24 protein-coding genes and 1 pseudogene are annotated in these 23,441 nt (G+C 56.0%); 9 read left to right on the top strand and 16 right to left on the bottom strand.

Going from position 1 to position 23,441, the window contains the following annotated elements:
- Both NYE69_RS10500 and NYE69_RS10495 read right to left on the bottom strand, forming a co-directional pair.
- The gene (locus tag NYE69_RS10500; RefSeq protein ID WP_326047186.1) at positions 1-378 is read right to left on the bottom strand and encodes a BlaI/MecI/CopY family transcriptional regulator; all 378 of its coding nucleotides are present in this window, start codon (positions 376-378) and stop codon (positions 1-3) included.
- Between the two features lie 173 nt (positions 379-551).
- The gene (locus NYE69_RS10495; RefSeq protein WP_326047188.1) at positions 552-758 is read right to left on the bottom strand and encodes a twin-arginine translocase TatA/TatE family subunit; all 207 of its coding nucleotides are present in this window, start codon (positions 756-758) and stop codon (positions 552-554) included.
- Between the two features lie 175 nt (positions 759-933).
- Here NYE69_RS10495 and ytaF point away from each other — a divergent pair, with 175 nt between their 5' ends.
- The 4 genes and pseudogenes from ytaF (at position 934) to NYE69_RS10475 (ending at position 3,146) form a co-directional block, all read left to right on the top strand.
- On the top strand, positions 934-1,545 hold the full coding sequence (ytaF, locus tag NYE69_RS10490; RefSeq protein ID WP_340926116.1) for a sporulation membrane protein YtaF: 612 nt from the start codon (positions 934-936) through the stop codon (positions 1,543-1,545).
- A 27-nt stretch (positions 1,546-1,572) separates the two neighbouring features.
- Positions 1,573-1,787 (top strand): annotated as a pseudogene (locus NYE69_RS10485) (peptidylprolyl isomerase); the annotation flags it as partial.
- A gap of 106 nt (positions 1,788-1,893) precedes the next feature.
- Complete coding sequence (locus NYE69_RS10480) at positions 1,894-2,835, top strand: hypothetical protein (protein ID WP_328272077.1); 942 nt, start codon at positions 1,894-1,896, stop codon at positions 2,833-2,835.
- 68 nt (positions 2,836-2,903) lie between these two features.
- The gene (locus NYE69_RS10475; RefSeq protein WP_036625332.1) at positions 2,904-3,146 is read left to right on the top strand and encodes an NHLP leader peptide family RiPP precursor; all 243 of its coding nucleotides are present in this window, start codon (positions 2,904-2,906) and stop codon (positions 3,144-3,146) included.
- A gap of 63 nt (positions 3,147-3,209) precedes the next feature.
- On the opposite strand, the gene NYE69_RS10470 is transcribed toward NYE69_RS10475, so the two are convergent.
- Together NYE69_RS10470 and NYE69_RS10465 are read right to left on the bottom strand one after the other, a co-directional pair.
- Positions 3,210-5,129: a sensor histidine kinase gene (locus tag NYE69_RS10470; RefSeq protein WP_326047193.1), complete on the bottom strand. Its 1,920-nt coding sequence runs from the start codon at positions 5,127-5,129 to the stop codon at positions 3,210-3,212.
- A gap of 787 nt (positions 5,130-5,916) precedes the next feature.
- Positions 5,917-6,927 (bottom strand): SPL family radical SAM protein, encoded by a 1,011-nt coding sequence (locus tag NYE69_RS10465; protein ID WP_326047195.1) that lies wholly within the window; start codon positions 6,925-6,927, stop codon positions 5,917-5,919.
- A gap of 365 nt (positions 6,928-7,292) precedes the next feature.
- On the opposite strand from NYE69_RS10465, the gene NYE69_RS10460 reads away from it, so the two are divergent.
- Positions 7,293-7,616: a hypothetical protein gene (locus tag NYE69_RS10460; RefSeq protein WP_326047197.1), complete on the top strand. Its 324-nt coding sequence runs from the start codon at positions 7,293-7,295 to the stop codon at positions 7,614-7,616.
- A gap of 50 nt (positions 7,617-7,666) precedes the next feature.
- On the opposite strand, the gene NYE69_RS10455 is transcribed toward NYE69_RS10460, so the two are convergent.
- Positions 7,667-8,743: a GGDEF domain-containing protein gene (locus NYE69_RS10455; RefSeq protein WP_326047199.1), complete on the bottom strand. Its 1,077-nt coding sequence runs from the start codon at positions 8,741-8,743 to the stop codon at positions 7,667-7,669.
- Positions 8,744-8,934: 191 nt separating this feature from the next.
- On the opposite strand from NYE69_RS10455, the gene NYE69_RS10450 reads away from it, so the two are divergent.
- Together NYE69_RS10450 and NYE69_RS10445 are read left to right on the top strand one after the other, a co-directional pair.
- A complete protein-coding gene (locus NYE69_RS10450; protein WP_340926113.1) occupies positions 8,935-9,708 on the top strand; it encodes a threonine/serine exporter family protein in 774 nt (257 codons plus the stop codon).
- Positions 9,709-9,770: 62 nt separating this feature from the next.
- The gene (locus NYE69_RS10445; protein ID WP_340926112.1) at positions 9,771-10,214 is read left to right on the top strand and encodes a threonine/serine exporter family protein; all 444 of its coding nucleotides are present in this window, start codon (positions 9,771-9,773) and stop codon (positions 10,212-10,214) included.
- Between the two features lie 75 nt (positions 10,215-10,289).
- Here the strand turns inward: NYE69_RS10445 and NYE69_RS10440 are convergent, their stop codons facing one another.
- Both NYE69_RS10440 and NYE69_RS10435 read right to left on the bottom strand, forming a co-directional pair.
- Positions 10,290-10,403, bottom strand: coding sequence for an RCKP-type rubredoxin-like domain-containing protein (locus NYE69_RS10440; protein ID WP_340926110.1), 114 nt, complete (start codon positions 10,401-10,403; stop codon positions 10,290-10,292).
- A gap of 88 nt (positions 10,404-10,491) precedes the next feature.
- Positions 10,492-11,349 carry a GNAT family N-acetyltransferase gene (locus NYE69_RS10435; protein WP_340926109.1) on the bottom strand — a complete coding sequence of 286 codons (858 nt, stop codon included), beginning with the start codon at positions 11,347-11,349 and terminating at the stop codon, positions 10,492-10,494.
- Between the two features lie 127 nt (positions 11,350-11,476).
- Here NYE69_RS10435 and NYE69_RS10430 point away from each other — a divergent pair, with 127 nt between their 5' ends.
- Positions 11,477-12,400, top strand: coding sequence for an AEC family transporter (locus tag NYE69_RS10430; RefSeq protein ID WP_340926107.1), 924 nt, complete (start codon positions 11,477-11,479; stop codon positions 12,398-12,400).
- Positions 12,397-12,579, top strand: coding sequence for a hypothetical protein (locus NYE69_RS10425; RefSeq protein WP_340926106.1), 183 nt, complete (start codon positions 12,397-12,399; stop codon positions 12,577-12,579). Before NYE69_RS10430 ends, NYE69_RS10425 begins: the two co-directional genes overlap by 4 nt.
- 44 nt (positions 12,580-12,623) lie before the next feature.
- Here NYE69_RS10425 and NYE69_RS10420 read toward each other — a convergent pair whose 3' ends face one another.
- From NYE69_RS10420 to NYE69_RS10380, 9 genes are all read right to left on the bottom strand, one after another.
- A complete protein-coding gene (locus NYE69_RS10420; protein ID WP_340926105.1) occupies positions 12,624-13,100 on the bottom strand; it encodes a YhcH/YjgK/YiaL family protein in 477 nt (158 codons plus the stop codon).
- A complete protein-coding gene (locus tag NYE69_RS10415; RefSeq protein ID WP_340930356.1) occupies positions 13,100-14,854 on the bottom strand; it encodes a ribulokinase in 1,755 nt (584 codons plus the stop codon). Before NYE69_RS10415 ends, NYE69_RS10420 begins: the two co-directional genes overlap by 1 nt.
- 25 nt (positions 14,855-14,879) lie before the next feature.
- A complete protein-coding gene (locus tag NYE69_RS10410; RefSeq protein WP_340926104.1) occupies positions 14,880-16,673 on the bottom strand; it encodes an L-fucose isomerase in 1,794 nt (597 codons plus the stop codon).
- Positions 16,674-16,690: 17 nt separating this feature from the next.
- Positions 16,691-17,626, bottom strand: a complete 936-nt coding sequence (locus NYE69_RS10405) for a dihydrodipicolinate synthase family protein (protein ID WP_340926103.1) — start codon at positions 17,624-17,626, stop codon at positions 16,691-16,693.
- A 74-nt stretch (positions 17,627-17,700) separates the two neighbouring features.
- Positions 17,701-19,104 carry a sialidase family protein gene (locus NYE69_RS10400; RefSeq protein ID WP_340926101.1) on the bottom strand — a complete coding sequence of 468 codons (1,404 nt, stop codon included), beginning with the start codon at positions 19,102-19,104 and terminating at the stop codon, positions 17,701-17,703.
- Between the two features lie 27 nt (positions 19,105-19,131).
- Entirely contained in the window at positions 19,132-19,956 is an 825-nt protein-coding gene (locus tag NYE69_RS10395) for a carbohydrate ABC transporter permease (RefSeq protein WP_328273615.1), read from the bottom strand.
- A gap of 14 nt (positions 19,957-19,970) precedes the next feature.
- Positions 19,971-20,828: a carbohydrate ABC transporter permease gene (locus NYE69_RS10390; RefSeq protein WP_340926100.1), complete on the bottom strand. Its 858-nt coding sequence runs from the start codon at positions 20,826-20,828 to the stop codon at positions 19,971-19,973.
- 27 nt (positions 20,829-20,855) lie between these two features.
- Positions 20,856-22,190: an extracellular solute-binding protein gene (locus NYE69_RS10385; protein ID WP_340926099.1), complete on the bottom strand. Its 1,335-nt coding sequence runs from the start codon at positions 22,188-22,190 to the stop codon at positions 20,856-20,858.
- 192 nt (positions 22,191-22,382) lie between these two features.
- Entirely contained in the window at positions 22,383-23,405 is a 1,023-nt protein-coding gene (locus NYE69_RS10380) for a LacI family DNA-binding transcriptional regulator (RefSeq protein WP_036625373.1), read from the bottom strand.
- Positions 23,406-23,441: the final 36 nt, after the last annotated feature.

The raw sequence follows: 23,441 nt of genomic DNA, 5'->3' as shown, positions 1-23,441 counted from the left end.
TTACTTCCCCCGTTCTCTTACCCAATTTACCAATTCTTCAATATCGCGGTCGCTGAGCCGTTTTCCGTCATACAGCGCATTTACAAAGCTAAGGAAAGAGTTTTCGTGATAAAGTTGCATAAACTTTCCCGTTTCAAACTTGAGATAATCCTCCTTGGTTACAAGCGGGAAATAGGTGCGTTCCTTGCCTTTTTTCTCCGTTCGCAGAAAACCTTTTTCAACCAGGCGCATCATGAGGGAAATGACGGTGGGCGCTTTCCACTCACGTTCGTTGCCCAGCTGTTCCATGACCATGGCTGTCGTAATCGGGGGTTCATTGGCCCAAGCGACCTTCATGATTTCAAACTCGGTGTCAGGCAGTTTTTTGAAGCGGCTCATTCGCTATCCATCTCCTTTTTAGACAATTGCCTATAATGATGTTATACACTTGCCTAAAATGAAAGTCAATACTTTCCAAAGCTGACCCGCTGAAAAAAATTTGTCTATTTAATGGCAATCATGACCCCCAGAACAAACAAAAAGCGCCCGCGAGGGCGCCTCATTCTTTTATGCTAAGATGGTTTATTCGTTTCCGTCGCGGTTTGGATTTCCTGAGTTTTCTCCTCCTCAACGATATCCCCCCGCGCTCCTCTCTTGAACTCCTTCAACATCGTGCCAAAGCTGCGCCCAAGTTCCGGTAGTTTGCTGGGACCGAACAACAGCAGCGCAGCTATGACCAAAAGCAGCAAATGAGAAGGACGCAACAAATTCTCAAGCACATTTATCACCCCTAAGGATTATCTTTGTGGCAATTATACTACTTTATAAAGATAATGAAAACCTTTTATCGGCGCCCCTTCGTCTTCTGCGGACAGGATAACGGCTTCTTCCAGAAACCAAAAACCGCTTCTAGGCATATGCTGTGTCATCACGTAACGCAAAGGAGCGAACATCATGGATTCTTACGGTCTGTGGGCTGTCATCGCCATTGGACTCGCGTCCAACCTGGATAATGCGGGTGTCGGTATTGCTTATGGGGTGCGGAAAATCCACATTCCCTGGTATTCCAATTTGGCCATCTCCTTCATTTCTTTTCTGGCCACTCTAGTATCGGGGCTGTTCGGCAGTTGGCTCTCCCTGTGGTTTCACCCCTGGATCGGGCAAATACTGGGAACGCTCGTCATCGTGGGGGTCGGAGTATGGGTACTGCTGCAGCCGTTCATCGAGAAAAAACCGTTGCCCCCGGCAAACGGAGCAAATTCGCTTACCCGGCTGCTGCGCAATCCCGAGGAAGCCGATACAGACAGTTCCAAATCGATCAGCCTGGGGGAATCGATCGTGCTGGGGATCGCTTTAGCCATGAACGCGTTGGCGGGCGGATTTAACGCCGGAATCACGAGCCTGAATATTTGGTACACCTCGCTGTCGGTCGGCATTTTCAGCTTCCTATTGCTGGCGTTATGCTCCGGATTCGGCGAGAAATACGCCGCGGAAAAACTCGGCGACTACGCCACCGTCATCTCCGGCCTGCTGCTGATTTTTATCGGAATTCATCAAATGCTATAAATAAAGAATAGAACATGTAAAATTTAGGTGGCTCCGAATACCGTAAATAACTTTATTTCGCTGGTGAAAAGCGGATTTTACGACGGAACCACCTTCCACCGCGTCATTCCGGACTTCATGATTCAGGGCGGCGACCCGGATGGCAATGGTACCGGCGGTCCGGGCTACGGCATTAAGGGCGAATTCCCGATTCGGCCGGCTCCCAATTCTTCATCATGGTTGCGGATGCCCCGCACCTTGACGGCGACTATACCGGGGACAGACGCTGTCTCTGGCGAATTGGAACAAGCACGGCCTCTCATTATATAATGATTACAGGTTTCCTAATTTATGGGGGAGGTCGTATTCTTGAACTGGTTTACTAGTTTTGAAAAAGAGCTGGAAACAGCTTTCAGCGACGCGGAAAAGATTTTATCGGGAATGCCTGAAGCCTTCCGGGGACAAGCTGCCGCCTACCTTGACAGGTTTCACGCGCTTAAAAGGGGCGTTTCCCAAAACTACATATGCTACTTGCTGCCGTTTTGGCTGCAGGAGGCTGCCGGCACCAAAACGGAGGACAGCCGGCGCTTAACCGTCGCCATGATTTTCGTCATGATGTATTACCATTTGATCGATGAAGTAATGGACGATCCGGAAGCCGCGGATAAACGGAAACTGCCGTTGGCGAATCTGATTCAGCTTGAATTTTTACATATTTACGGCAGCTATTTTCCCGCCGCTTCTCCATTCTGGGGCTATTTCCGCAAATACGCGGCGGAGTGGGCGGAAGCGGTCGCGTTTGAGAACGAAAGTGATTTTTTCCAAGAGGACCCGGTACGGGTGGCTCACAAGGCCGCTCCGGTCAAACTGTCCGTTGCTGGGGCGCTGCTGCTGACCGGGCGGGAAACGCGGATTCCCGCTTTAGAAGCGGCGGTGGATACGGTACTGGTCACCCTGCAAATGCTCGACGATTGGGAGGATTGGGAGAAGGATTTAAGGGAAGGCAGCTACAATTGCCTGATCTCCGCCGTCCAGCGGGAGCTGCAGATCACTAATGACCGCCGGCCTACGCCGGAGGAGATCAGAGAGGCGTTGTACGTGCGGGACATCCTGCTCACCTATGCGGAACGCACGGATCAACACACTGCGGCCCTGGCCACCGCCGCCCCCGACCTTACGCATTTGCGGGAGTTTCACGAATATCTCCGGCAAAGCCTCAAACAAGGGGCGCAAGATCTACGGGAGCAGCGAAATTTGTTGATTCATGGCGGACTGGAGTATTGGCTGTCGAAAAACAAGTCGCTTACCTAGCACTTTGCCGAGTTCCATGGTATAGTAAAGAGGAAATATTAACCTATTTTTCAGGAAAGGGTGATCTTATGACAACAGGAGCTCTCCTTCAATCGCAAGTTATTGAGAAAGCATGGCAGGACCCCAGCTTTAAGGCGAAGCTGCTCGCCGACCCGAAAGCCGCTATTCAGGAGGCACTCGGCGTAATTCTCCCGGATCATATCAAAATTAAAACCGTCGAAGAAAGTTCTGACGAATTTTACGTGGTGCTGCCGCCCAATCCGGCAAATGTAGTGAAAAGCGAGATTAAACCGCTTGGAAGTTGGGGATAGTTAATAAGCCAGACTCAGCGACGTCGGGCAGTTAACACCAAAACGGACAGGGAGCGGAAACGCTTATCCGTTAGATTGTTCCTCTTGATTTACGGAGGGAAACCGGATAACAACTTCCGTTCCTGCCCCTCTCTCACTTGTAAAGTGTATTTCGCCGTTCATCACCTCGATAATCCGGAACGTAACCATCAGCCCCAATCCGGTCCCTTTGGTTTTGTTGGAGAAATAAGGCTCTCCTAGCCGAGCCAACACCTCATTGTCCATCCCTTCCCCGTTGTCCTTAATATGAATCACGATGCTGTTCTCTTCCTCATAACCCCAAATCAGAATCTCGCCCTCCCCATTAAGCGCTTCGATACTATTTTTAATAATATTAATGAACGCCTGCTTAAATTTTGAGGAGTTTCCCCGAACATAGAGATTTTTGGGAATATGAACGGAGATTTTGCCGCCTTGAAGGTTGGCGAGCGGAATTAATATTCCTTCGATATGGATAAATTCATCAAGCACATTCAGGGCCGTCACCTTCCCGGCTTCAGGCTTGGCAAAAGTCAGAAAGTCCGTAATAATCCCCGACGCACGATCCAATTCTTCCAAGGCCATGCTTAAATAAACTTTATCTGAGTTTTGCTGTTTCTCGGCCAGCAGCTGCAGAAATCCGCGAGTAACTTGCAGCGGGTTGCGAACCTCATGGGCTACGGAAGCTGCCAGTTCGCTAATGATCTCCATTTTCTCCGAACGCTGCAGCTCATTGTTAAACATCTCCAACTGCTTGGAGTACTCAACCACTTGCTCATGATTGGCGGCAATTCTTCTGCCCAAAATAATAACCAGTGAGACGAGGAAGCAGACGACTCCCCATTTCCATAAAGAAAGTTTATAATACCCGCCGTTATAATAATACTGTAACAGGTCCCCAACGCAGATCAGCGCAAAAGTAATAAATCCGGCGAAAAAAACAACCGCCTCTTTGTTCCGATTCATGATATAGATCGTTGAGGTGCAGGCCAAAATAATAAACTCTGCAATCATGATGTATCCGACTAATTGAACGGTAACCACGGAGTAGATCGTGTAAAAATGATTAGACGACATCTCATTGACAAGCATCACAAGGAAACAAAAAATAAAGTAAGCGACTAAAAACTTCCGAGTATGTCGAATGAGGCCACGGTACCCGGGACCGAATATTTTTTCAAAGAAAAAGATCACCGAGGGAAGCATGGTAAACAACGATATGTCAAACAGCATCAACAATAATGAGCCCGCTGTCGTATAGTCGAAAAGCCAATTTACAAACGGTGAATACGTAAGCACGAGCAGCCCGCTAGATAAAATGACCGCGCAGAGCGAAAACCACATCGACATATTTACATATTTCAAAAAAAGAGAACAAACGAGCATAATTACGGCGATAAACATAAGCGTACTGCCCACAATCAAATCCGCAATGTTGCCTCTGACAAAGTCCTTCATCAATCCCTGATAATGACCGATTTTGATATCATCGAAAACGCCAATTTTGTTGGTAGCTGACGATACTCCAATATAGACTGTTTGCCCGGAATTTTCAGCGGTGATCGGGAACAGGACGCTATTTAGGTTATAGTTGAATTTTCGCTGGGTTTCGTAAACTTGAACTCCATCCATATCAACTACAATGTGCCTACCGTATATTTTATCGATTAGAACAACCAGGGAATTGTCGGTTAATTCGGGAAGCTGGATCTTGATCCATTGGGCCATCTCCGCGTTTGGCTTCAACGGAATCTTCTCGCCCGCTTTCACATCGATCCAACCATCAAGCGCCTCAAGCTGCTCAATGCTCATCTGCGGATCTAAGCGGTCAGTCCAGGCAATTTGCCAGCGATCTATTTTGATAACATCCGATCCCGAATCGCTTGAACTATTAAATAGAAAGACACAAAAAGCCGCCAGAAGCAGCACGAAAAAAACAGCCACGCCTTTGATCCAAGACTTCATTACAGCACCTCTGCACTTAAGATAAAACGAGCTACCTTGTACATTTCGCTACAATCCCTATTAAAACCTCCAATTTTATGGAAATGTAGAGAAATTTTTTTAAGCTTTATGCACCACAGTTATTTTAACGTTTACATGAAGTTTTAGCTATGAATAGGTGCAAAAAAATGAAAGAAAAATTTGGCTCAACCTAATAATCAGCACTTGACAGGGAAGGGCGGTGGGTTGGTCGGCAGATCAATATCCACTTTCCGGACGCTTTGCACGAATATCCCGTTTGATCCGGAAGGGCAAGACACCGGAAAAAATGAAAGGTCCGTGATTAGCCCCCACCCTCTACCCTCTGAACCAAAGGGATAATCGTGCTAAGCAGCGTGCAGGGATACCAAGACACGAACGCTATAATTTATTTTGTCAAGGACTGATCTCGGTTTTGAGCCAGAAATTTTGGGCTCAACTTTAGAAATCGGCGTTTGACGAATAACCGTTGGACGAGGAATAAGTGCCGTGAACTATAGGAGCTATCGCTGCAACGCGAAAAACCGCAGGCAGTGCCTGCGGTAAGAGTGTGGCCGAATTTTATAACAAGTAAAGAGGTCACAAATCCGCCATTGTCATGAAAATTATTGATCAAGCAATTTTACAAGTTCATTTACCGTCAACCCTGCTACAGCCGATATTTGGTCAAACATCATTAAGTGGCTTGAGGCGGTTCATCATTAGTGGATTTCCTCCTACAGCAATTTTACCATATCTCTATGGCTGCAAATAAGACCCCTTTACAGTCTTAAAACGGAAAAGAAAGCTGCTCGACCTCCGGGGTAATTTCCCGCTCGGATACGGTGCAGGCCGGCTGCGGGACGGCCCCCGGCCGCGAGGCCGGGACCTCCGTGCCGATGCCGGATGAAGCCTGGGCCCCGCGCGTTTCCGAACCGTCTAGTCCGTGTTTGGCCAAAAGGGCGCGCGCCATCTGCTTAAAACGGTCCGTATACCATGGCTCCGCGTAGGCCCCGGCGTAAAGCGCACGGTAGCGGGATACCAGCTTGGGATCATGCTGCTGCAGCGTCCGGAAGTACCAGGCTTTCACGTCCGGCGAAAGCCTAAGCAAGGAGATCATGGCAAACCCGGCGCCATGCTCCTTGGCCGACCGGAGCAGGTTGTCCAAACCTTCCTCCGAATCGGTCAGAAACGGAAGGACCGGTGCGGCGAATATGCCGACAGGAATACCGTGCTCCGCCAAATATTTCACGGTGGCGAGACGTTTGCCGGGATGAGGCGAAGCCGGCTCCAGCTTGCGGATCAGCTCGGCGTCCAGCGTATTGACGCTGATGTTCACCGAAACGCCAGGCATTTTGCGCAAAATATCGATGTCCCGCATCACCAGCGGAGAACGCGTCGTCACGCTGGTATGAATCCGGTATTTGGCCAATACTTTCAGGCACTCCCGGGTGATCTGTTCCTTGGCTTCGACAGGCTGATACGGGTCGGTGGCCGTGCCGATCGCCACCTGCCCGACATGCCGGCTAACGGCCTCAATGTCGTAGGCGAACTTACGGGCCAAAGCCGTTAGCTGCCGTTCCAGCGCCTCCGCCGCATTTTCCTTGACCGAAATATGAAATTGGAATTCGTCCTCCGCGCTCCTCCCGAGAAACGTCTGGAACGCTCTGGCATAACAGAAGCTGCATCCATGGCCGCAGCCGCGGTACGGATTAATCGACCATTCGAAGGGCATCGCCTCCTCCTTGACGCGGTTTAACGTCGTCTTCGTCTGAATATGTTCATACCGGGTTTCGGACATCCCCTTCCCTCCTTACATTAAAGCTCCACCGAAAAAAAATAAGGGCAAAAAGTGCCCCTAATGGGAATGAACATGGCTGGTTCCGGATAATAAGTACATAAAGTGCCGCTATTTGAAGGCCGAGGATTCGCCATACCAGCACCCAACAGTCAAGCACCGATTTCTAGGTAAATCCTCATTTCTGCATTCATTTTTGCCAATCACTTTTGAATATCGTCAATTCTTAGTATACCAAACATACGTTCTCATTAAAAGACGTAAGGCGATCCAGATTTTTCAAGTGGAAGTTTCCCTGAAAGCGAGAGGAACACAGGATTTTGGGGCAAACTCAACATAATCGCGAATTCATTAGGAGGGACTTGTTCATGGCTCCAAAACACGATAAAACCAAGGCGGATTTTGTATATGAAAGATACGAACTGTTAGCCGACGACCGCCCGGAAAACGATATTCCCGATGATGATCTGCTGCACCACGATACGCGTGTAACCCAGGGCATCAGCGAAAATACGGGCGAGGACGGCCAAAACGATATCGACAGCCTTCCCGATCTGCTGTTCGGCGAGCTGACCGATGTGCCTGACGCCGACGCTATCCAGAAGGACAGCCCGGTTGATCCGGTCGCACCCGATCCGGACGCAATGCACGGCACCGATTTGTTAAACGGGTACGACGGAGATGAGGATTAGCGGTAAATTGCGGAATCCCCCTGACAATGCCGGGCGCTGGCGCCGTATGCTTAATAAATCGCCCGGCACAGCCGGTTGCGGCCCGCTTGTTTCGCCTCGTACAGCGCCTGGTCCGCCTTGTCGATCAGCTCTTCCTGACGAACGTTGGGATACGTTGCGCTGCCGGCGGAGATCGTTAGCCTAAGCTCCCCGCCTCCCGGCAGGAAGAACGGATGCGCCTCCACGTTTTGGCGCAGCCGTTCGCCGATCTTCTCGATCTGCTCCGCGTCGCACTGGTCGACCAGGATGACGAACTCTTCGCCGCCCTTGCGAAAAATATGATCGCCCGGCCGGAACGTGTCCCGCAGCACATCGGCAAATTGCAATAAAACGGCGTCTCCCGCCGAATGGCCGTAGCTGTCGTTGACCTGTTTGAAAAAATCGATGTCTACAAACAGCAGCGTAAAGGGGGCGCCGTTTCGGTTGGAGGAGGCGACTTTTTGCGCCATCATGGCCTCAAACGCCCGCGAGTTGTACAAACGGGTCAAAAAATCGCGGGTAGCGGCCTCCCTCATCATTTTCACGGACTCGTCCGCTTCGCGCAAATGCTGGAGCATTAAATACGTAAACATCCCGGCGACAATAAATAAAAGGGTATACATAACTATAGCAGTCCATGAACTTATGTTTAACACCAGCAAAAAGAGAACCATCGTATTGGCGGCGGATAACATCAAGGCTGGCAGCCACCTTTTCAGCGAAAGCTTTCGCGCGCGCAGAAAAAACAGGGCAATCACCAGCGTGATCAGCACGTTCACGGCGCCGGCCATGGAACGGAAGCTAAACCCGTGCAAAAAGAACAGGCGGTAGACCGCAATAATCAGGGCGGAAATGCCCCCGCTGATCCCTCCACCCGCGTAAACGGCGATCAGAACGGGCAGCTGCCGGAAATCGGCAACCGTTTGCGTGCCGATGGGAAAGGTATAATACATCAGAACGACGCCGAACAACCCCAGCATCAATCCAAGGAACGCTCGGGTCCACGGCGTGCTTTGTTTTTTGGACAAAAACCTGCTTTGAATCATATAACCGAAATAAATAAAAGCCGTAAGCAAGGCAAAATTGGATAGTAAACTGTGCAGCATCATGAAGGTACCTCTCTGATGGAAGTGCAGGCAAATCGATGATTCATAATGCTAGCATAGCACAGATATAGATGAAAAAGATCATCTTTCCTCCTAAATTTCGTCATATTTCGACAACACGGCCCGTATTCCGGCTTGATAGACTGCGTGCTATAATGGCTCTGGAGATCGCCGAGACGAAAGGGTGAAAACGGATGAATGAGACTACGGAGTTGAATGAGGCTGCGGAGTTGCCGCAGGATTCTGTTCAGGTATGCCTTTTGGCGGGAAAAATCATGCTGCAGAGCGGGGCGGAGACCTACCGCGTGGAAGATACGATGAACCGGATGGCCAGCGCGCTGGGACTGCCCGGATCGCACAGTTATGTAACGCCGACGGGAATCGTGTTTCAATCCGGCGATACGGAATCGGCCAAACTGATCCGGATCGTCGAACGCACGACGGATCTGCAAAAGGTCGCCGATGTCAACGATGTATCGCGAAAGCTGGCCGGCGGAGAGCTGACCTGCTCCGAGGCCCGCGCCCGGCTCCTGGAAATCGAGGCGGGCACGAACGCCTATCCGGTGGCGCTGCAAATCGCCGCCGCCGCAGTGGCCAGCGGCTGCTTCACCTTGATGTTTCGGGGCGGGCTGCCCGATTTCATCCCCGGGGTACTGTGCGGCGGCTCCGGGTTTGCGGCTTTTCTTCTTTTTCACCGCTTGGTCAAAGTAAAATTTTTTGCCGAATTCACGGCTTCGCTGCTGATCGGCTTGCTGGCGGCGCTCCTCGTATCGCTCGGCTTGGGCCGCGAGCTCGACAAAATCATCATCGGCTCCGTCATGCCGCTTGTTCCCGGCCTGTTGATCACCAACGCCGTCCGGGATTTAATGGCCGGCCACCTCGTTTCCGGCTTGTCTCGCGGGGCCGAAGCCTTTCTTACCGCCTTCGCCATCGGTACGGGCATCGCGGTGATGTTTACGTTGTTTTGACGGCAGCAAATTGTTGTTTACCGGACCAAATGTCGTGACGCATCGGAGGGAATTTTAAACCTATGAACTTGATCGTTCAACTGCTTACCAGCTTTATCGCCTCGGCGGCCTTCGGCATTTTGTTTAATGCCCCGGGGCGCACCCTGCTGCAGTGCGGTTTCTCCGGCATGATCGGCTGGATCGCCTATGTGCTGCTCGAGCAGAGGGCGGACGCCGTTTTCTCCACCGTCGCGGCCACGTTTATCGTCGGCGTGATTAGCCGCCTTTTTGCCAGATATTACAAGAAGCCCGTCATCATCTTCAGCGTCGCGGGAATCATTCCGCTCGTACCCGGCGGCCTCGCCTACGATGCCATGCGCAAATTCGTGGAGAACGAGTACAACCTGGCCGTCCAGTTTGCCGCCCAGGCTTTCTTGATCTCGGGTTCGATCGCCATCGGACTGGTGTTGTCCGAGGTGCTCGGCCAGCTTCTGATCAGATATCCGCGCCGCTTAAACGGCAAATAGGCCCTGTCTCGCATCCGCATTTCTTCGGAGCGCTACGGGGCCTGTCCAACGCTTTGTATGATGTTTTGGGATTACTTACTGGGCTTCCAATTTGACGAATTGGCCTTTCGCTTCGCATTTAGGGCATTTTTGCGGCTTGCAGCGCCCTTCCTTCGTTTCCCCGCAAGCTTCGCATTTCCATACCGCCATCTAAGCTCACCTCCCCGCCATCCTTTAACCCGAATTGTAGCAAGGATTTCCGCGAGAAGATGAGACAAATATCACAACCAGGCGTTCGTTATTCCTCTATCGCCGACTTCATCCAAAACGTGTTCATATACACCTGTTCAAACCCTGCTTTCAGCATATTCCGATGGCTGGCCGTGCCGAATTCCACGTCAACGTAAACCCTTTTTAATCCCAGCGCCGCGGCAGCCTGAAGGCGATGCCGGATCAGCGCCGTCTGCAAGCCTTGCCCCCTGTAATCCGGGAACGTAAAATCGTTGGCTACGTATCCTTCCTCGCCGCGGATAAACAGGGAGCCCATCGCGGCCGGGTCCTCGTCCGCATAGGCCACGAAATTTTGAAAGTCGTCCCGGCAAAAGTAGCGGCATTTCCGCTCAATCCCCTGCTCGTCCAGCTTGACCGCGCCGCCGTTCGAGCGGCCGATCAGCGCGATAAACCGCTTTGCCTCCTCCGGCGTGGCGACCCGGCGAACGGATAGCGCGGGAACTCCCGTTTCTCCCTGATTCCGGGGACCGGGGCCGGTTTCGGGTTCCAGCTCCCGCTTAAGAAAAACAAGCTGCAGCCTCGGAACAAAGCCCTGCGACGATAAGGCCTCCGCGACTGCGCCGCTTTGCTTGTCCGGCGTCATATCGAAGCAGGGCACGATATTTGCCGCGCCGTAATGCCGCAGGATGTCCGGCAGCCGCTCCGCTTCGGCCGGTCCGAACCCGATGACGCGATTATAATAACTCGACTGGGGCGACTGACGGTCCATCAGCAGGGTTGCGCCGCCCATTTTCGTCGCCGTCAGTTTTGTTTCAAGATGCGATAACGACCGTTCGTTGTTGAACACCGTCATCTTCATTTCCAGAGCGGCAATCCGTTCCACCTCCTCTACAATCCGGTTCTTTCGCTCCTGAGGCTTGTGCATGCCAGCATCATCCTTTCCGCTTGCTCAAATCCGATCGCCTTCGAAACCGGGGGGCATGATATAATAACAATCGGTTGTCCTTTTGCTAGAATAACATCTCTTACCGAAAGAAGTGAAGAACACCGCGATGATCGGCGATATCATTTTGGAGGTCGTCCTCCCCATTTTCGTGCTGATCGGACTTGGCTGCCTGATGCAGCGCGCGTTCCGGCTCGATTTGTACACCTTGTCCAAAATCAATTTTTATTTCATCACCCCGGCGGTGGTGTTTCTAAGCATGTACCAATCCCAAATGTCCGCGGAGCTGCTCGGCAGCGTCACCGGTTTTTACGTATTATATGTGTTGTTGTTATGGGGAATCAGCATGCTGGTCAGCCGCACCCTCAAGTTCCGCCGCGGGCTGCGGGCCGCGTTCACGAACAGCCTTATCCTCGACAATTCCGGAAACTACGGGCTGCCGATCAATCAATTGGCATTCAAGGGCGACCCGCTTGCCGCGTCGGTGCAGGCGCTGGTGATGACGTTTCAAAGCCTGGTCACCTTCACATACGGCGTGATGTCCGTGCAGCGGGCCAAATCCGGCGGCACGCTGAAAGCCGCCCTGATCGGATTTTTGAAGATGCCCGTGCCTTACGCTCTCGTGCTGGGCATGGCTTTGCACGTCCTGAATTTGCCCTTGCCGTACTTTGTCTCGAAGCCGATGGGGTATATCGCCGACTCCATGGTCGCCGTCGCCCTGCTGACGCTTGGAGCGCAAATCGTTAAATACCCGCTGCGGCTCGACCGGTTCGACGTGTATGTCAGCGTCGCCCTGCGCCTGCTGATCGGCCCGGCGATTGGCTTTGGTTTAATTCTGCTGCTGGGGCTGAAAGGCGTTCCGGCCCAGGCGCTGCTGCTCGCCTCCGGCATGCCGACCGGCGTGAACAGCACCATTTTGGCCGAGGAATACGACAATGAACCCGATTTCGCCTCGCAAACCGTGCTTATCTCCACCTTATTGAATATCGTGACGATGACGGCGCTGATTTCGCTCGCCAAATACGTGGGGTGACAGCGCCAACGCTTGCCGGCGGCGATCGGAAGCGGCAGCAGCGGGCGGTTGCAGCGGGCGGTTGCAGCGCCCGAACGGGGGCGATCGGCGCGGCGCTTGCTACGGCCCGGCCGGAGCGGGCGGCGCGCCGCCTGCATGATTCAACGGCGACGCTAGGCTGCACCATTGGAATCCGCTAGGTAGCTCCGATTGTCGTACTCGTACGGCCAAATCCGTTCCCCTATTAACGGAACTGCTCCAGGTGAATTTTGATCACGATTTTGCGGACTGGACTCTCTTCGTGGATATAACCGCAAGGGCGATGCAGCTCGGAAGGGAAAAACACCGCGAACTGCCCCGGCCCAAGCAGCAGCTCGCTTACGCTCCCGGCAGCGGCGGATTCGTAAAACCGGATGTCCTCCCCGGGCAGCCGATCCTCAATCATGTTCAGGCGGCCGCCATCCATCGTCCATCCGATCCGCTCTTCCCCGCTGACGATGAATTGGATGTCTACGTACGTCTCGTGGGACTCGAAGCTCAGCGAGGCTGCCGGGCGGGTAACATATTCCTGCACCAGCGCATACATCCGCTCCCCTTCCAGTTCGTACCTGCCGGCCGGCAGAGCGGATAGACAGCCCGCAAACAAATGCTCCAAGCCCTTGCGAACGGCAGCCGGATACACCTGCTTATCCCGCTCGAAACGCCTGATGTCGCCCGCCATCACCGGCGTTCGCTTCCTTTGGCGCGGCCGCCGTCCATCCCGGGCAGCTCGGGATCGCGCTGTTCTCCTGCCGCCGCGGCCGTCCGCTGCAGCCGCTTCAGCCGCGCCATCGCCTCGCTGCCTCCGCGCCCGAACAGATCGTGCAGCTCGGTGTACTCCCTGTATAACAGGTCATACACCGCCTTGTGCGCCGGGTTCGGGCGATAGGCCGCCTCCTGCACCCGGGCCATACGCCCCGCCGCTTCCTCGATACGATCGTAACCGCCGCAGCGCGAACCTGCGGCTACCGCGCCGAGCATCGCCGCGCCGAGCGCAGGCGTCTGCGCGGAAGCGGCGATCTTGATTTCGCGGCCGGTAACATCGGCGAATATTTGCATCAGCAGCCGGTTTTTCCCGGGCAAGCCGCCGCAGGCAAACAGCTCGCGCACCTCCACGCCCGCCGCCTCAAAGGTTTCGATCACTTTGCGGGTGCCGAAAGCGGTCGCTTCAAGCAACGCGCGGTAAATTTCCTCCGGTTTCGTTTGCAGCGTCAAGCCCATGATCAAGCCGCTGAGATGGGCATTGACGAGAACGGAGCGGTTGCCGTTCCACCAATCGAGCGCCGCCAGTCCGTGTTCCCCCGGCCGCAGCCGGCTTGCCCGCCGCTCCAGCCATTCGTGTACCGTCAGGCCTTCGCGTGCAGCGGCCTGTTCGGCATACGCCGGCACAGCCTGCTGCACGTACCAGCCAAACAAATCGCCGACCGCCGCCTGCCCGGCCTCATAAGCGTACAGTCCGGGGATAATACCGTCCCTGGCCACGCCGCAAATCCCTTCTACCGCCACCTCCTTGCCGCTGAGCAAAAGGTGGCAGAGCGACGTTCCCATAGACAGCACCATCTGCCCCGGCTTCGTAGCGCCGACGCCGGGGACGGCCGCATGGGCGTCGATCATCCCCGGAGCGACGGCGATGCCGGGGCGCAGCCCCATCACGGCCGCCGCCTCGGCCGTCAACCGGCCCGCGGCCCCATCCAGCTTCGCGATCTCCCCGCGCAGCTTGGTCTCCGCGAAGCTTTCGAACCGCGGATCAAGCGCCCGGCAAAACGCGGCGGAGGGGTATCCCTCCCCGGAGTGCCACAGCGCTTTATAGCCGGCACAGCCGCTGCTGCGCTTCAGCTCCCCGGTCATCCAGAACACGATCCAGTCCGCCGCTTCGACGAAACGATCCGCCGCAGCGTACACCTCAGGAGCTTCACGCAGCACTTGCAGCACTTTGGGGAACATCCACTCGGAGGAGATTTTTCCGCCATAGCGGCTGAGAAAAGCTTCGCCACGCGTTGCCGCCACGGCGTTGATCAGGTCCGCCTCCTCCTGGGCGGCGTGATGCTTCCACAGTTTGACGTATGCGTGCGGCTCGCGGCGGAATCCTTCTTTTAAGAACAGCGGGGTTCCCGCTTCATCCACCGGCAGCATCGTGCAGGAGGTGAAATCGACGCCGATGCCGATCACTTGCCCGGGGGAAACGCCCGCTGCGCGCAGCACCTCCGGTACGGACCGCCGCAGCACCTCCACGTAATCGCCGGGGTGTTGGAGCGCCCACTCCGGGCCAAGCCGGATACCGCAGCCGATGAGTTCCTCCTCCATTACACCGTGCGGATAAGGGGTCGCATGCCAGGCCAGCTCCCGTCCGTCCGCCGCATCAACAAGCACCGCCCGCCCCGATGCGGTTCCGAAATCGATCCCGATCGCATAACGCGGTTCCGTCTCCTTGCCCATGTCCATCTCCATCCTTTCCGCCTCTCTATTTGTACAGCGGGCCGAACGCCGCGCACGCCCGGTAATCGGCGCCGACCGGATCGTTTGCGCCGAAGGCGTCCCAGGCGCTCGGGCGGAAAATCCGCTCCTCGGGCACGTTGTGCATGGTGACCGGAATCCGCAGCATGGCGGCAAGCGTCAGCCACTCCGAGCCGATATGCCCGTAGCTGGCCGCGCAGTGGTTGGAGCCCCAATGGCTCATCACCGCGTAGACGTCGCGGAACGGACCGGAACCGGTCAAATTGGGGACAAACCAGGTGGTCGGCCAGGTCGGGTCGGAGCGGCGGTCCAGCTTCTCGTGCACCTCCGGCGGCAGCTCCACCGAATAACCTTCGGCGATTTGCAGCACCGGTCCCAACCCGCGGATCAGATTGATGCGGGCGATCGTCAGCGACATGCCGCCGCGCGTAGTGAAATCGGTGGAAAATCCGCCCGACGGGAAAAAGTCCTTCGCCGGGCACCAGGCTACCGCGTCTAGACAACGCTGAACCTCCTGCTCGCCGATCTCCCAAAACGGCTTCATCGCCGGCTGCCCGTTCAAGCTCTGTTCCCCGGTGCCGTCCAGCGCGGCCGGGCCGGAATTGATCAGGTGAATCACGCCGCCCGCCGCCCGGCCCGTCAGCCGCTGCCCGGTAACGCGCTCCACCGCCTCCGGACTCCAGTAAGTCCGCACATCCGCGAAGATTTGCGCGCTTTGGCTGAGCTGGTGGCCCAGCAGCATCGTAACCGCGTTCAGGTTGTCGTTTTCGGTCGCCAGCACAAACGGTTCGCGGATGCCGTTCCAGTCGAAGGAGCTGCACAGCACCGCCTCCATGAAATCGCCGGTCGGCAAATGGTCGGTCCAAGCCCGCTGCCCCTGAAATCCGGCGGCGATCGCGTTATGGCCTATCGCTTCCTCGCCATAGCCCATCTCCGCGAGCTTTGGATTTCCGATCATCAAATCGCGGGCAATCAAGGCCATTTTCACGACGGTCTCCCAATCCCGCTCTTTCTGCTCCGCCGATCTTTGCCGTTCAGGGGGATTCACGTCCTCTCCCTCGCGGCAGTTGGCTTTCGTCCAGGCCAGCGCTTTGGCGTACTCCTCGCGGTCGTAAATGCCCCGCTCCATCCGGCGGATGAACTCGGTCATGTCCACGTACTCATTGCGCATGCCAAGGTAGTTCTGGAAAAAGCCCTCGTCGACGATGCAGCCAGCGATCCCCATCGAAACGCTCCCCATCGACAAATACGATTTGCCGCGAATCGCCGCGACCGCCAGTCCCGCTTTGGCGAACTGCAGCAGCTTGTCCTGGACGTCGCCCGGAATGGTATCGTCTCCAATATCCTGCACATCACGCCCATAAATGCTGAACGCGGGCAAACCCTTCTGATTATGGGCGGCTAACGCGGCGGCCAAATACACCGCTCCCGGACGCTCCGTGCCGTTGAAGCCCCAGATCGCTTTCGGCATCCACGGGTCTTCGTCGATCGTCTCCAGCGGATAACACCAGGAGGGCGTTACCGTGATCGTCAGGCCGACCCCCTCGCGCCGGAACTTCTCCGCCGTTTTGGCCGCTTCGCCCACGCCGCCGATCGTCGTGTCGGCGATGACGCATTCCACCGGCAGCCCGTTGGCGTGGCGCAGCTTTTCGGTGAGCAGACGGGCGCAGGCCTCGGCCAGCTTCATCGTCGGCTCCTCCAGGGACTCGCGGATGCCGCCCCGGCGTCCGTCGATAACCGGGCGGATGCCGATTTTGGGCATTTCGCCCGCCAGACGATTTACTATGATAGGTAAGCTCATGTTGTTTATCCCTCCCATTATAATGAAAGCTGCCCGGAGATACGCCGCGATAAATCGCGAAGCTGGCGGACTTCCAAGCGGTTCGTTTCCGTGAAGCTCCGGTGGTCCTTGACGCGGCAGCCATAATTGCCGAAAATGCCCTCCAGCATAAGAAAATACTTGGCGTTGACCGGATACAGCTGCTTCTCGATCAGCGAGGTCATACTTAGAAAACCGGTCAGTTCATCGGCCTTCTCCGGCTGTTCCCGCCAGTTTTGCAGCAGCCATACATACAGGTCCGGTTGAAAATTGGCCATGACCCCGCTGTAGCCATGTACGCCAAGCTCCAGCGTTTCCAGCAGGGTGGCCGTGTTGGCGTTGTATATTTTCAAGCCGCTGTCCCGGGTAGCTTCCAGCTTAAAGCGGATATTGCCGGTGTCGCAGCTCGTGTCCTTCAGGAAGCAAAAACGGCCGGTGCCGGCGCTCCAGCGGAGCAGTTCGGGCGAAATGAGCCGTTTGTAAGGATAGGGGCATTCGTAGAAGCCGAGCGGAATTTGCTCCGGCAGCTCCTTCAGAAGCCGCTCCAGATTGCGTCTCCACACGTCGTCCCCTTCCTCTTCCCGGGCCAGCCGGTTGGTAATGAGCACAAGCGCGTCGATGCCCGTCCCGGCCATCGCGTTCAGTTCCCGGACCTGTTCGGCAAAATCGTCGGAGATGTGCCCCGAAGCGATGACCGGTACGCGCCCAGCCGCCTTCTCCTTAATAAACGCGGCCAGCTTCACCCGCTCTTCCAAACTCAAATGGAACATCTCGCTGGACTGGCATACGGCAAACAGCCCGTTTACGCCATGGGCGATATACCATTCCACAGCCCGCGCCTGCGCCTCGTAGTCGATTTCTCCGCCCGCCGTAAATGGCGTGACCATCGTCGGCCAGACACCGCCGGCCATGGGCGAATTACTCTGCCTATTCATGTGCGTTCCTCCACGTTAGTCATTATGTTTTGCCTCCGGAATCGTAAAGCCAATCCTAACGGACTCCAGCCCCGTTATTTCCACCGCAGCCGCACAAAAGCAATGTTCTCCCGGTTCCAGGTGTAAGTCAGGTATAGGATGCCGCCATGAACGATCAGCGCCGGATAGGAGTACTCGCCTTCCCCGTCCTCCAGCACCGCTTCGCGCCTCCAGGTCAGCCCGTTGTCGCGCGAAATGTCCAGCGTCAGCGGCGTTCGCGGACCCCAGTTGACACCGACCGGATTGCTGCACAGCACCAGCGTCCCGTCGTCAAGGCGGGCAACGTCCAGCCCGCTGTTGTTGTTGGGCAGCCCGGTCGGATAAGCTTCGCTCCAGGTCAGCCCGCCGTCCGGCGAATCGCTGCGGTAGATTTGCCCTTCGGTGCTGCGCAGCAGCATATGAGCCTCCCCGGGCCGGGATTCCCACAGGGACGGCTGAATCACACCCCGCCCGTAGAAGGACTGCTCCGATACCGGAATGTCGCTGGCCGGAGCGGCGCCGCCAATAGCTGAAGCGGCCCCGTGCCCGGGAGCGCTGCCATTTAACGGCACGTCGTCCACGGGAGCAACGCCGCCTTCCGGAACACTGCAGTCCGCAGGAACGCCTCCGTTCCCCGCTGCAGCCCCGAACGCCGATGCGCCGCTGCTTCCCGCTAGACTGCCGGATGCCGACACGCCGCTGCTTCCAGCTAGACTGCCGGATGCTGACACGCCGCTGCTTCCCGCTAGACTACCGGATGCCGACATGCCGCTGCTTCCCGCTAGACTGCCGGATGCCGACATGCCGCTGCTTCCCGCTAGACTGCCGAACGCCGACGCGCCGCTGCTTCCCGCTAGACTGCCGGATGCTGACGCGATGACGCTCCCCGGTATGCCGCCGGCCGGCCCGGCATCCTCCCCGCCGATGCCGGGGATGCCAACCCAGCCGCTGCGGCGCCAGCTCCTGCCGCGATCGTCCGAGCGGTCGGTGAAGGCGCGCCACAGCCCGTCCTCGGTCGAAGCAGGCGCGAGCCAGGCCCCGTCCGCCAGCACGATCGCTTTGTTGCGCACCGGTCCGCGCCCGCCGCGATCTCCCGGAACCAGCTCGGCCGCCATGGTCCAGGTGCGCCCGCCGTCAGCCGAGCGCTTGAACAGCGTCCGCCACTCCTTAATCAAGCGGCCAGCTTTATAGAACAGAATGATTTCACCGCTCTCCAAAACCAGCAGCACCGGATTCCAGCAAGGCTCATCCGGTTCGTCCGCCAGCTTGCCGGGCTCCGACCAAACGCCGCCGCTTCTGCGCGCCCCCCAGATCGCGGTGTCGTCCGCCCCCTCCCGGCTGCCCGCGAACCAAACCGCCAGCACGTCGCCGCCTTCAAGCACGGCCAGATGCGAAGCGTGACAGCAGGCAAACGGCTTTTCCCCGTTCATGATGAGCTCTTTCTCGATTTTTTTAAACATGTCATGCCCCCTCTCCATCACGTTCACCTAGCCTTTGATCCCCGAATTGGTAATCCCTTCGACGAAGTAGCGCTGCAGGGACAGAAACACGATGATCGACGGGATAATCGCCATGCAGGCGGCGGCCAACGATGTGCCGTACTGGAACTGGGCGGTGGAATTGGCCCCGCCCATAAACTGCGCAATTCCTACGGTGAGCGGCTTCAGCGCGTTCTCGCGGATCGCGATCATCGGCCACAGGAAATTGTTCCAATTGGAGATGAACATCAGAATCGTCACCGTGGACACGGCCGGTTTGGTCAGCGGCAGCATGATTTTGGCGAAGATGCCGAAATCTTTGCATCCGTCGATACGGGCGGCCTCTTCAAGCTCGTTGGGGATGCGTTTGAAAAAGCTGGTCAAAATGTACACGCTCGTTACGTTGGCTCCCGCCACGAGAATCAGCGCGGCGAACGTGTTCAGCAGCTTCAGCTCGGAGACGAGCAGGAACAGCGGTACAATATAGGCCTGAATCGGAATGAGCAGCATGGACACGATCAGGGTGAACATCAATTTTTTGCCGCGAAAATTCAGCCGTCCGAAGGCGTAGGCCGCCGGCGTCGTCAGCGCCAGCACGAACAGCGTCGACAGCACCGTGATCAGTACGCTGTTCGCCATCCAGCCGGTAAAGGGGTACTGCTCCAGCACCGCCTTGTAGTTGACGAAGGTGAAGGCGGCGATCCATTTCGGCGGATAGTTCATGATTTCGGCTTCCGGCTTCAACGAGGAGACGAGGGACCACAGCAGCGGAAAGACGAATATCGCCCCGATGACCGCCATGACGAGGTATGTCAGCGTTATTTTGAGCTTCATGTCACAGGTCCCCCCTAGTCTTCCAGCTTCAGCAGTCTGGATTGAATTTGCACGAACACGATCAAAATAAGCAAAGTGGCCATGCCAAGTACGGAGCCGTATCCGAGATTGTAATTCTGGAACGCCGTACCGTACAAATACTGTACCAGGGTGAGCGTGGCCGTCCCCGGCCCGCCGTTCGTCATGACGAAGATCTGGTCAAAAATCTGGATCGTATTGATCAAGGTTAGCGTAATGACCATCGAGGTGATCGGCTTCAGCAGCGGCAGCGTAATCCGCATGAAAGCCTGTGCGCCCGCCGCCCCGTCGATCTTGGCCGCTTCGTACAGATCGGCGGAAATATCCTGCAGGCCGGCCAGATACAAAATCATGTTGTAGCCGAGAAACGTCCATACCGTCACGATCGCGATCGACAGCAGCGCCCATTTTTCGCTCGTCAGCCATTCCACGGGGCCGAGCCCCGCCGCTTTCAAATAGTAATTCAGAATCCCGAAATTGTTGTCGTACAGCCAGTTCCAGATGATGCCGACCACCGCGGGAATCAGCACGTAAGGGATGATCGAAATCGTTCTTACGGCGTTTCGAAACCGCAGCTTCCGGTTAAGCAGCACCGCAACCAGCAGGCTGAAAACGATCAGCGGCGGCAGCGTCAGCAGCAGGAACAGCAGCGTATTTTTCAGCGAGACCCAAAATATCGGATCATGCAGCAGCTTCCGGAAATTGTTCAGACCGGCAAACTCCGCGTCGCCCACGATGTTCCATTTCATGAAGCCGATAAACAGCCCGGCCACGCTCGGGCCAAACCGGAAAACCAGGAAAACGAGCAAATAAGGCAACAGAAACAGCGCCGCGACTTTTCCTTGTGATTTCATAAAGTCGACAACCTTTCCAGCCGGCCGCTATTCGGCCAGCAAGCTATCCATGTCTTTCTTAAGCTGTTTTGCGATTTCATGCGGATTCTTGTTGTTCAAAACGGCGTCCTGCGCCGCCGTAAGAATCGGGCTCGGCGCCGTGCTGGAGAAGATTTGCGCCGCTTTGGGATGCGCCGGCAGCAGCACCGCGTTGTCCAGGCTGTGTATGAATGCTTCCCGTCCTTCCATGCCCTCCGCCGTTTTCATGCCGTTGTTGCTGGACGGAAGCTGTCCGGATTTGGCCCATTGGCCCGAATTTTTGTCCAGCCAGCGTACAAACTCCACGGCCGCTTCCAGCTTGGCCGGATCTTCGTCCTTCTGCAGCGGGAAGGTCATGATTTCCGCCGCCCCCCAGGCGGCCGGCCGGTCGAATACCTGCGGATAAGGCGCGCTCGCCCACTGGATGTTGGAGCTTTCCAGCTTCGGCATCTGCCACGGGCCGTCGATGAACATCGCAACCTTGCCGCCCATGAAATCGTCAACTGGGGATTTCTCGCCCTTCGGTACAACTTTATATTTGAAAACGAGGTCCTGAAGAAAAGCGATCGCTTTGGCGGTTTTTTCTTCATCCAGGTCCACCGAGGCCATGTCTTCGGTAAACGGATTGTTCCCCTGCTGGTTCAGAAGGGCGTAGATTTGATAAAATACGTGGTGGTTCATTGAGAAGCCCAGCCCGTACTGCACGACATTGTTTTCGTCAAAGCCGTCCTCGCCCGCATGTTTTCCATTGTTGTCCACGGTCAGCTTTTGCGCCGCGGCGATCAGTTCTTCCCCGGTTTTCGGCGCTTCGCTTATGCCCGCTTTTTCCAAAAGCTCTTTGTTGTAATAAAGGCCGTGCATATGGACGTCCAGCGGTACGGCGTATTGCTCGCCTTTATACTTCGTGCCTCCCCAGGCAAAGCCGGAGTAATTGGCCTCATCCATTCCCACCGACGCCACCGGCTTGCTGTCCAGGACGCCCATCTCCACGAACTGCCCCAGCTCGAACGGATGCATCACCAGCACCTCCGGCGGGTTGCCGCCTTTCATTTCCGTCAAAAACTTGGTGAACAGCGGCGTCCACTGCAAGGAAGTAAATTCCACGTGAATCTTCGTCTGCTGCTGGTTAAACACTTCGACCAGGGCCTGCATCGTGTTGAGATCGGGACCCGTCCATCCGCCCCAAAAGTCGATATTGACGGTGTCTCCACTCCCGGTAGAGGCCGTGCCGCCCGCTCCGGATTGCCCGCCCTGCGGCTTCGGGTCGGACGCGCATCCCGCCAGCGTCAAAGCCATTGCCATTGTTGCCAGTAACACTCTTATGGACCATCTCTTCATTTTCATGTGTTTTCATCCCCCTTGAAGGATTAATTCCGAGCAGTTAAGCGTCTTTGATAATGTAAGCGCTTTCTTTTATGCCGTTGCGGATGCGCCGATCACCTCCTGAACCGGATTTAAATAAGCTTGCAACTTTTATTTATTAACGGGGAGAAGCTTTGGGCCGCCCCCCGGTGTTGCCTCGGGCACAAATTTTGCTTAGTTGCTCGGTCCGCCGCAGGATTTGCGCGTGACGATCCGCGTATCCATCTTTTTGGCGGCCTTTACGTTGGTCTGGTACCGCATCATCTCGATCAGCAGCTTCAAGCACTCGCCGGCCATGTCCTCCACCGGCAGATGAACCGTCGACAACGTCGGTACGGTGTAGTTCGTCACCTCATCGTTATCGTAACCGATGATCTCCAGCTCTTCGGGCACCTTCACGCCGCATTCGTCCAGCGCCTTCAACGCTCCAACGGCCATCTGGTCGCTGAGGGCGAATATCGCCGACGGCCAACCCCCGCCCTCCGGCTTTAAGCGTTTAACGGCCTCGTAGCCGCCCTGTTCCGAAAAGTCCTCGTAAACGATCCACGCTTCGCCGACGTCCAACCCAAGCTCCGCGGCTTTGGCCATAAAGCCTTCCTCGCGCAGCCGGATCGCCCTGGAAGAAACGTCCGGAACGATCAGCCCCACCTTGCGGTGTCCGCGGCTATGCAGCAGCTCGGCCACCATCCCGCCGCTTTTGAAGCTGTCCACGCTGACGGAGGCATATTTGCCGGAATCCCGCTGGTACAGCACCACCGGCACGTTCAAGTCCGCCGCCTCCAGAAATTCATCGTCCTCCTCCGTCGAGTTGGCGATGATCGCCCCGTTGAACCGCGTGCCGGTCACGAGGCTCTGGACTTCGCTTAGCTTCGTGCCCACGTAAGGATGAATGAGCAGTTCGTATTCGTCTTCCAGCTCACTCATCGCATGCTGCAGTCCCTTCAAAAACCGCCCGACCAAAGCGGCGCGGGTGTCGAGCGTCCAGAACAGCGCAATGATCGGCAGGACCGTCTCTCCCCCGCTGCGCAAACGGCGCGCCGAGATGTTCGGCTGATAGTTGAGCTGTTTGGCGGCTTCAAGTATTTTCCGCTGGGTTGCGGCGGATATCCGGTATTTGTCCCCTTTGCCGTTCAGGACCATCGAGGCCGTCCCTTGCGATACATTGGCAAGTTTGGCGATTTCTTTAATACTGGCCATGACTATAACACCCCGTTCATATTCTTGGAAAAAACA

The sequence above is a fragment of the Paenibacillus sp. FSL R5-0527 genome (assembly GCF_038008055.1).
GTDB classification, from domain to species: domain Bacteria; phylum Bacillota; class Bacilli; order Paenibacillales; family Paenibacillaceae; genus Fontibacillus; species Fontibacillus macerans.
The sequence above is the reverse complement of the archived record's forward strand: the minus strand, read 5'-3'. Positions and strand labels throughout refer to the sequence as shown.

Excerpts from the sequence above, each read along its gene's own strand:
- NYE69_RS10405 (WP_340926103.1), bottom strand. The coding sequence starts at position 17,626 with ATGAATAGGCAGAGTAATTCGCCCATGGCCGGCGGTGTCTGGCCGACG.
- NYE69_RS10395 (WP_328273615.1), bottom strand. The coding sequence starts at position 19,956 with ATGAAGCTCAAAATAACGCTGACATACCTCGTCATGGCGGTCATCGGG.
- NYE69_RS10410 (WP_340926104.1), bottom strand. The coding sequence starts at position 16,673 with ATGAGCTTACCTATCATAGTAAATCGTCTGGCGGGCGAAATGCCCAAA.
- NYE69_RS10430 (WP_340926107.1), top strand. The coding sequence starts at position 11,477 with ATGATCGGCGATATCATTTTGGAGGTCGTCCTCCCCATTTTCGTGCTG.
- NYE69_RS10380 (WP_036625373.1), bottom strand. The coding sequence starts at position 23,405 with ATGGCCAGTATTAAAGAAATCGCCAAACTTGCCAATGTATCGCAAGGG.
- NYE69_RS10475 (WP_036625332.1), top strand. The coding sequence starts at position 2,904 with ATGACAACAGGAGCTCTCCTTCAATCGCAAGTTATTGAGAAAGCATGG.
- NYE69_RS10420 (WP_340926105.1), bottom strand. The coding sequence starts at position 13,100 with ATGGCGGGCGACATCAGGCGTTTCGAGCGGGATAAGCAGGTGTATCCG.
- NYE69_RS10440 (WP_340926110.1), bottom strand. The coding sequence starts at position 10,403 with ATGGCGGTATGGAAATGCGAAGCTTGCGGGGAAACGAAGGAAGGGCGC.
- NYE69_RS10390 (WP_340926100.1), bottom strand. The coding sequence starts at position 20,828 with ATGAAATCACAAGGAAAAGTCGCGGCGCTGTTTCTGTTGCCTTATTTG.
- NYE69_RS10465 (WP_326047195.1), bottom strand. The coding sequence starts at position 6,927 with ATGTCCGAAACCCGGTATGAACATATTCAGACGAAGACGACGTTAAAC.
- NYE69_RS10500 (WP_326047186.1), bottom strand. The coding sequence starts at position 378 with ATGAGCCGCTTCAAAAAACTGCCTGACACCGAGTTTGAAATCATGAAG.
- NYE69_RS10445 (WP_340926112.1), top strand. The coding sequence starts at position 9,771 with ATGAACTTGATCGTTCAACTGCTTACCAGCTTTATCGCCTCGGCGGCC.
- NYE69_RS10460 (WP_326047197.1), top strand. The coding sequence starts at position 7,293 with ATGGCTCCAAAACACGATAAAACCAAGGCGGATTTTGTATATGAAAGA.
- NYE69_RS10450 (WP_340926113.1), top strand. The coding sequence starts at position 8,935 with ATGAATGAGACTACGGAGTTGAATGAGGCTGCGGAGTTGCCGCAGGAT.
- ytaF (WP_340926116.1), top strand. The coding sequence starts at position 934 with ATGGATTCTTACGGTCTGTGGGCTGTCATCGCCATTGGACTCGCGTCC.
- NYE69_RS10400 (WP_340926101.1), bottom strand. The coding sequence starts at position 19,104 with ATGTTTAAAAAAATCGAGAAAGAGCTCATCATGAACGGGGAAAAGCCG.
- NYE69_RS10470 (WP_326047193.1), bottom strand. The coding sequence starts at position 5,129 with ATGAAGTCTTGGATCAAAGGCGTGGCTGTTTTTTTCGTGCTGCTTCTG.
- NYE69_RS10385 (WP_340926099.1), bottom strand. The coding sequence starts at position 22,190 with ATGAAAATGAAGAGATGGTCCATAAGAGTGTTACTGGCAACAATGGCA.
- NYE69_RS10435 (WP_340926109.1), bottom strand. The coding sequence starts at position 11,349 with ATGCACAAGCCTCAGGAGCGAAAGAACCGGATTGTAGAGGAGGTGGAA.
- NYE69_RS10415 (WP_340930356.1), bottom strand. The coding sequence starts at position 14,854 with ATGGGCAAGGAGACGGAACCGCGTTATGCGATCGGGATCGATTTCGGA.
- NYE69_RS10455 (WP_326047199.1), bottom strand. The coding sequence starts at position 8,743 with ATGATGCTGCACAGTTTACTATCCAATTTTGCCTTGCTTACGGCTTTT.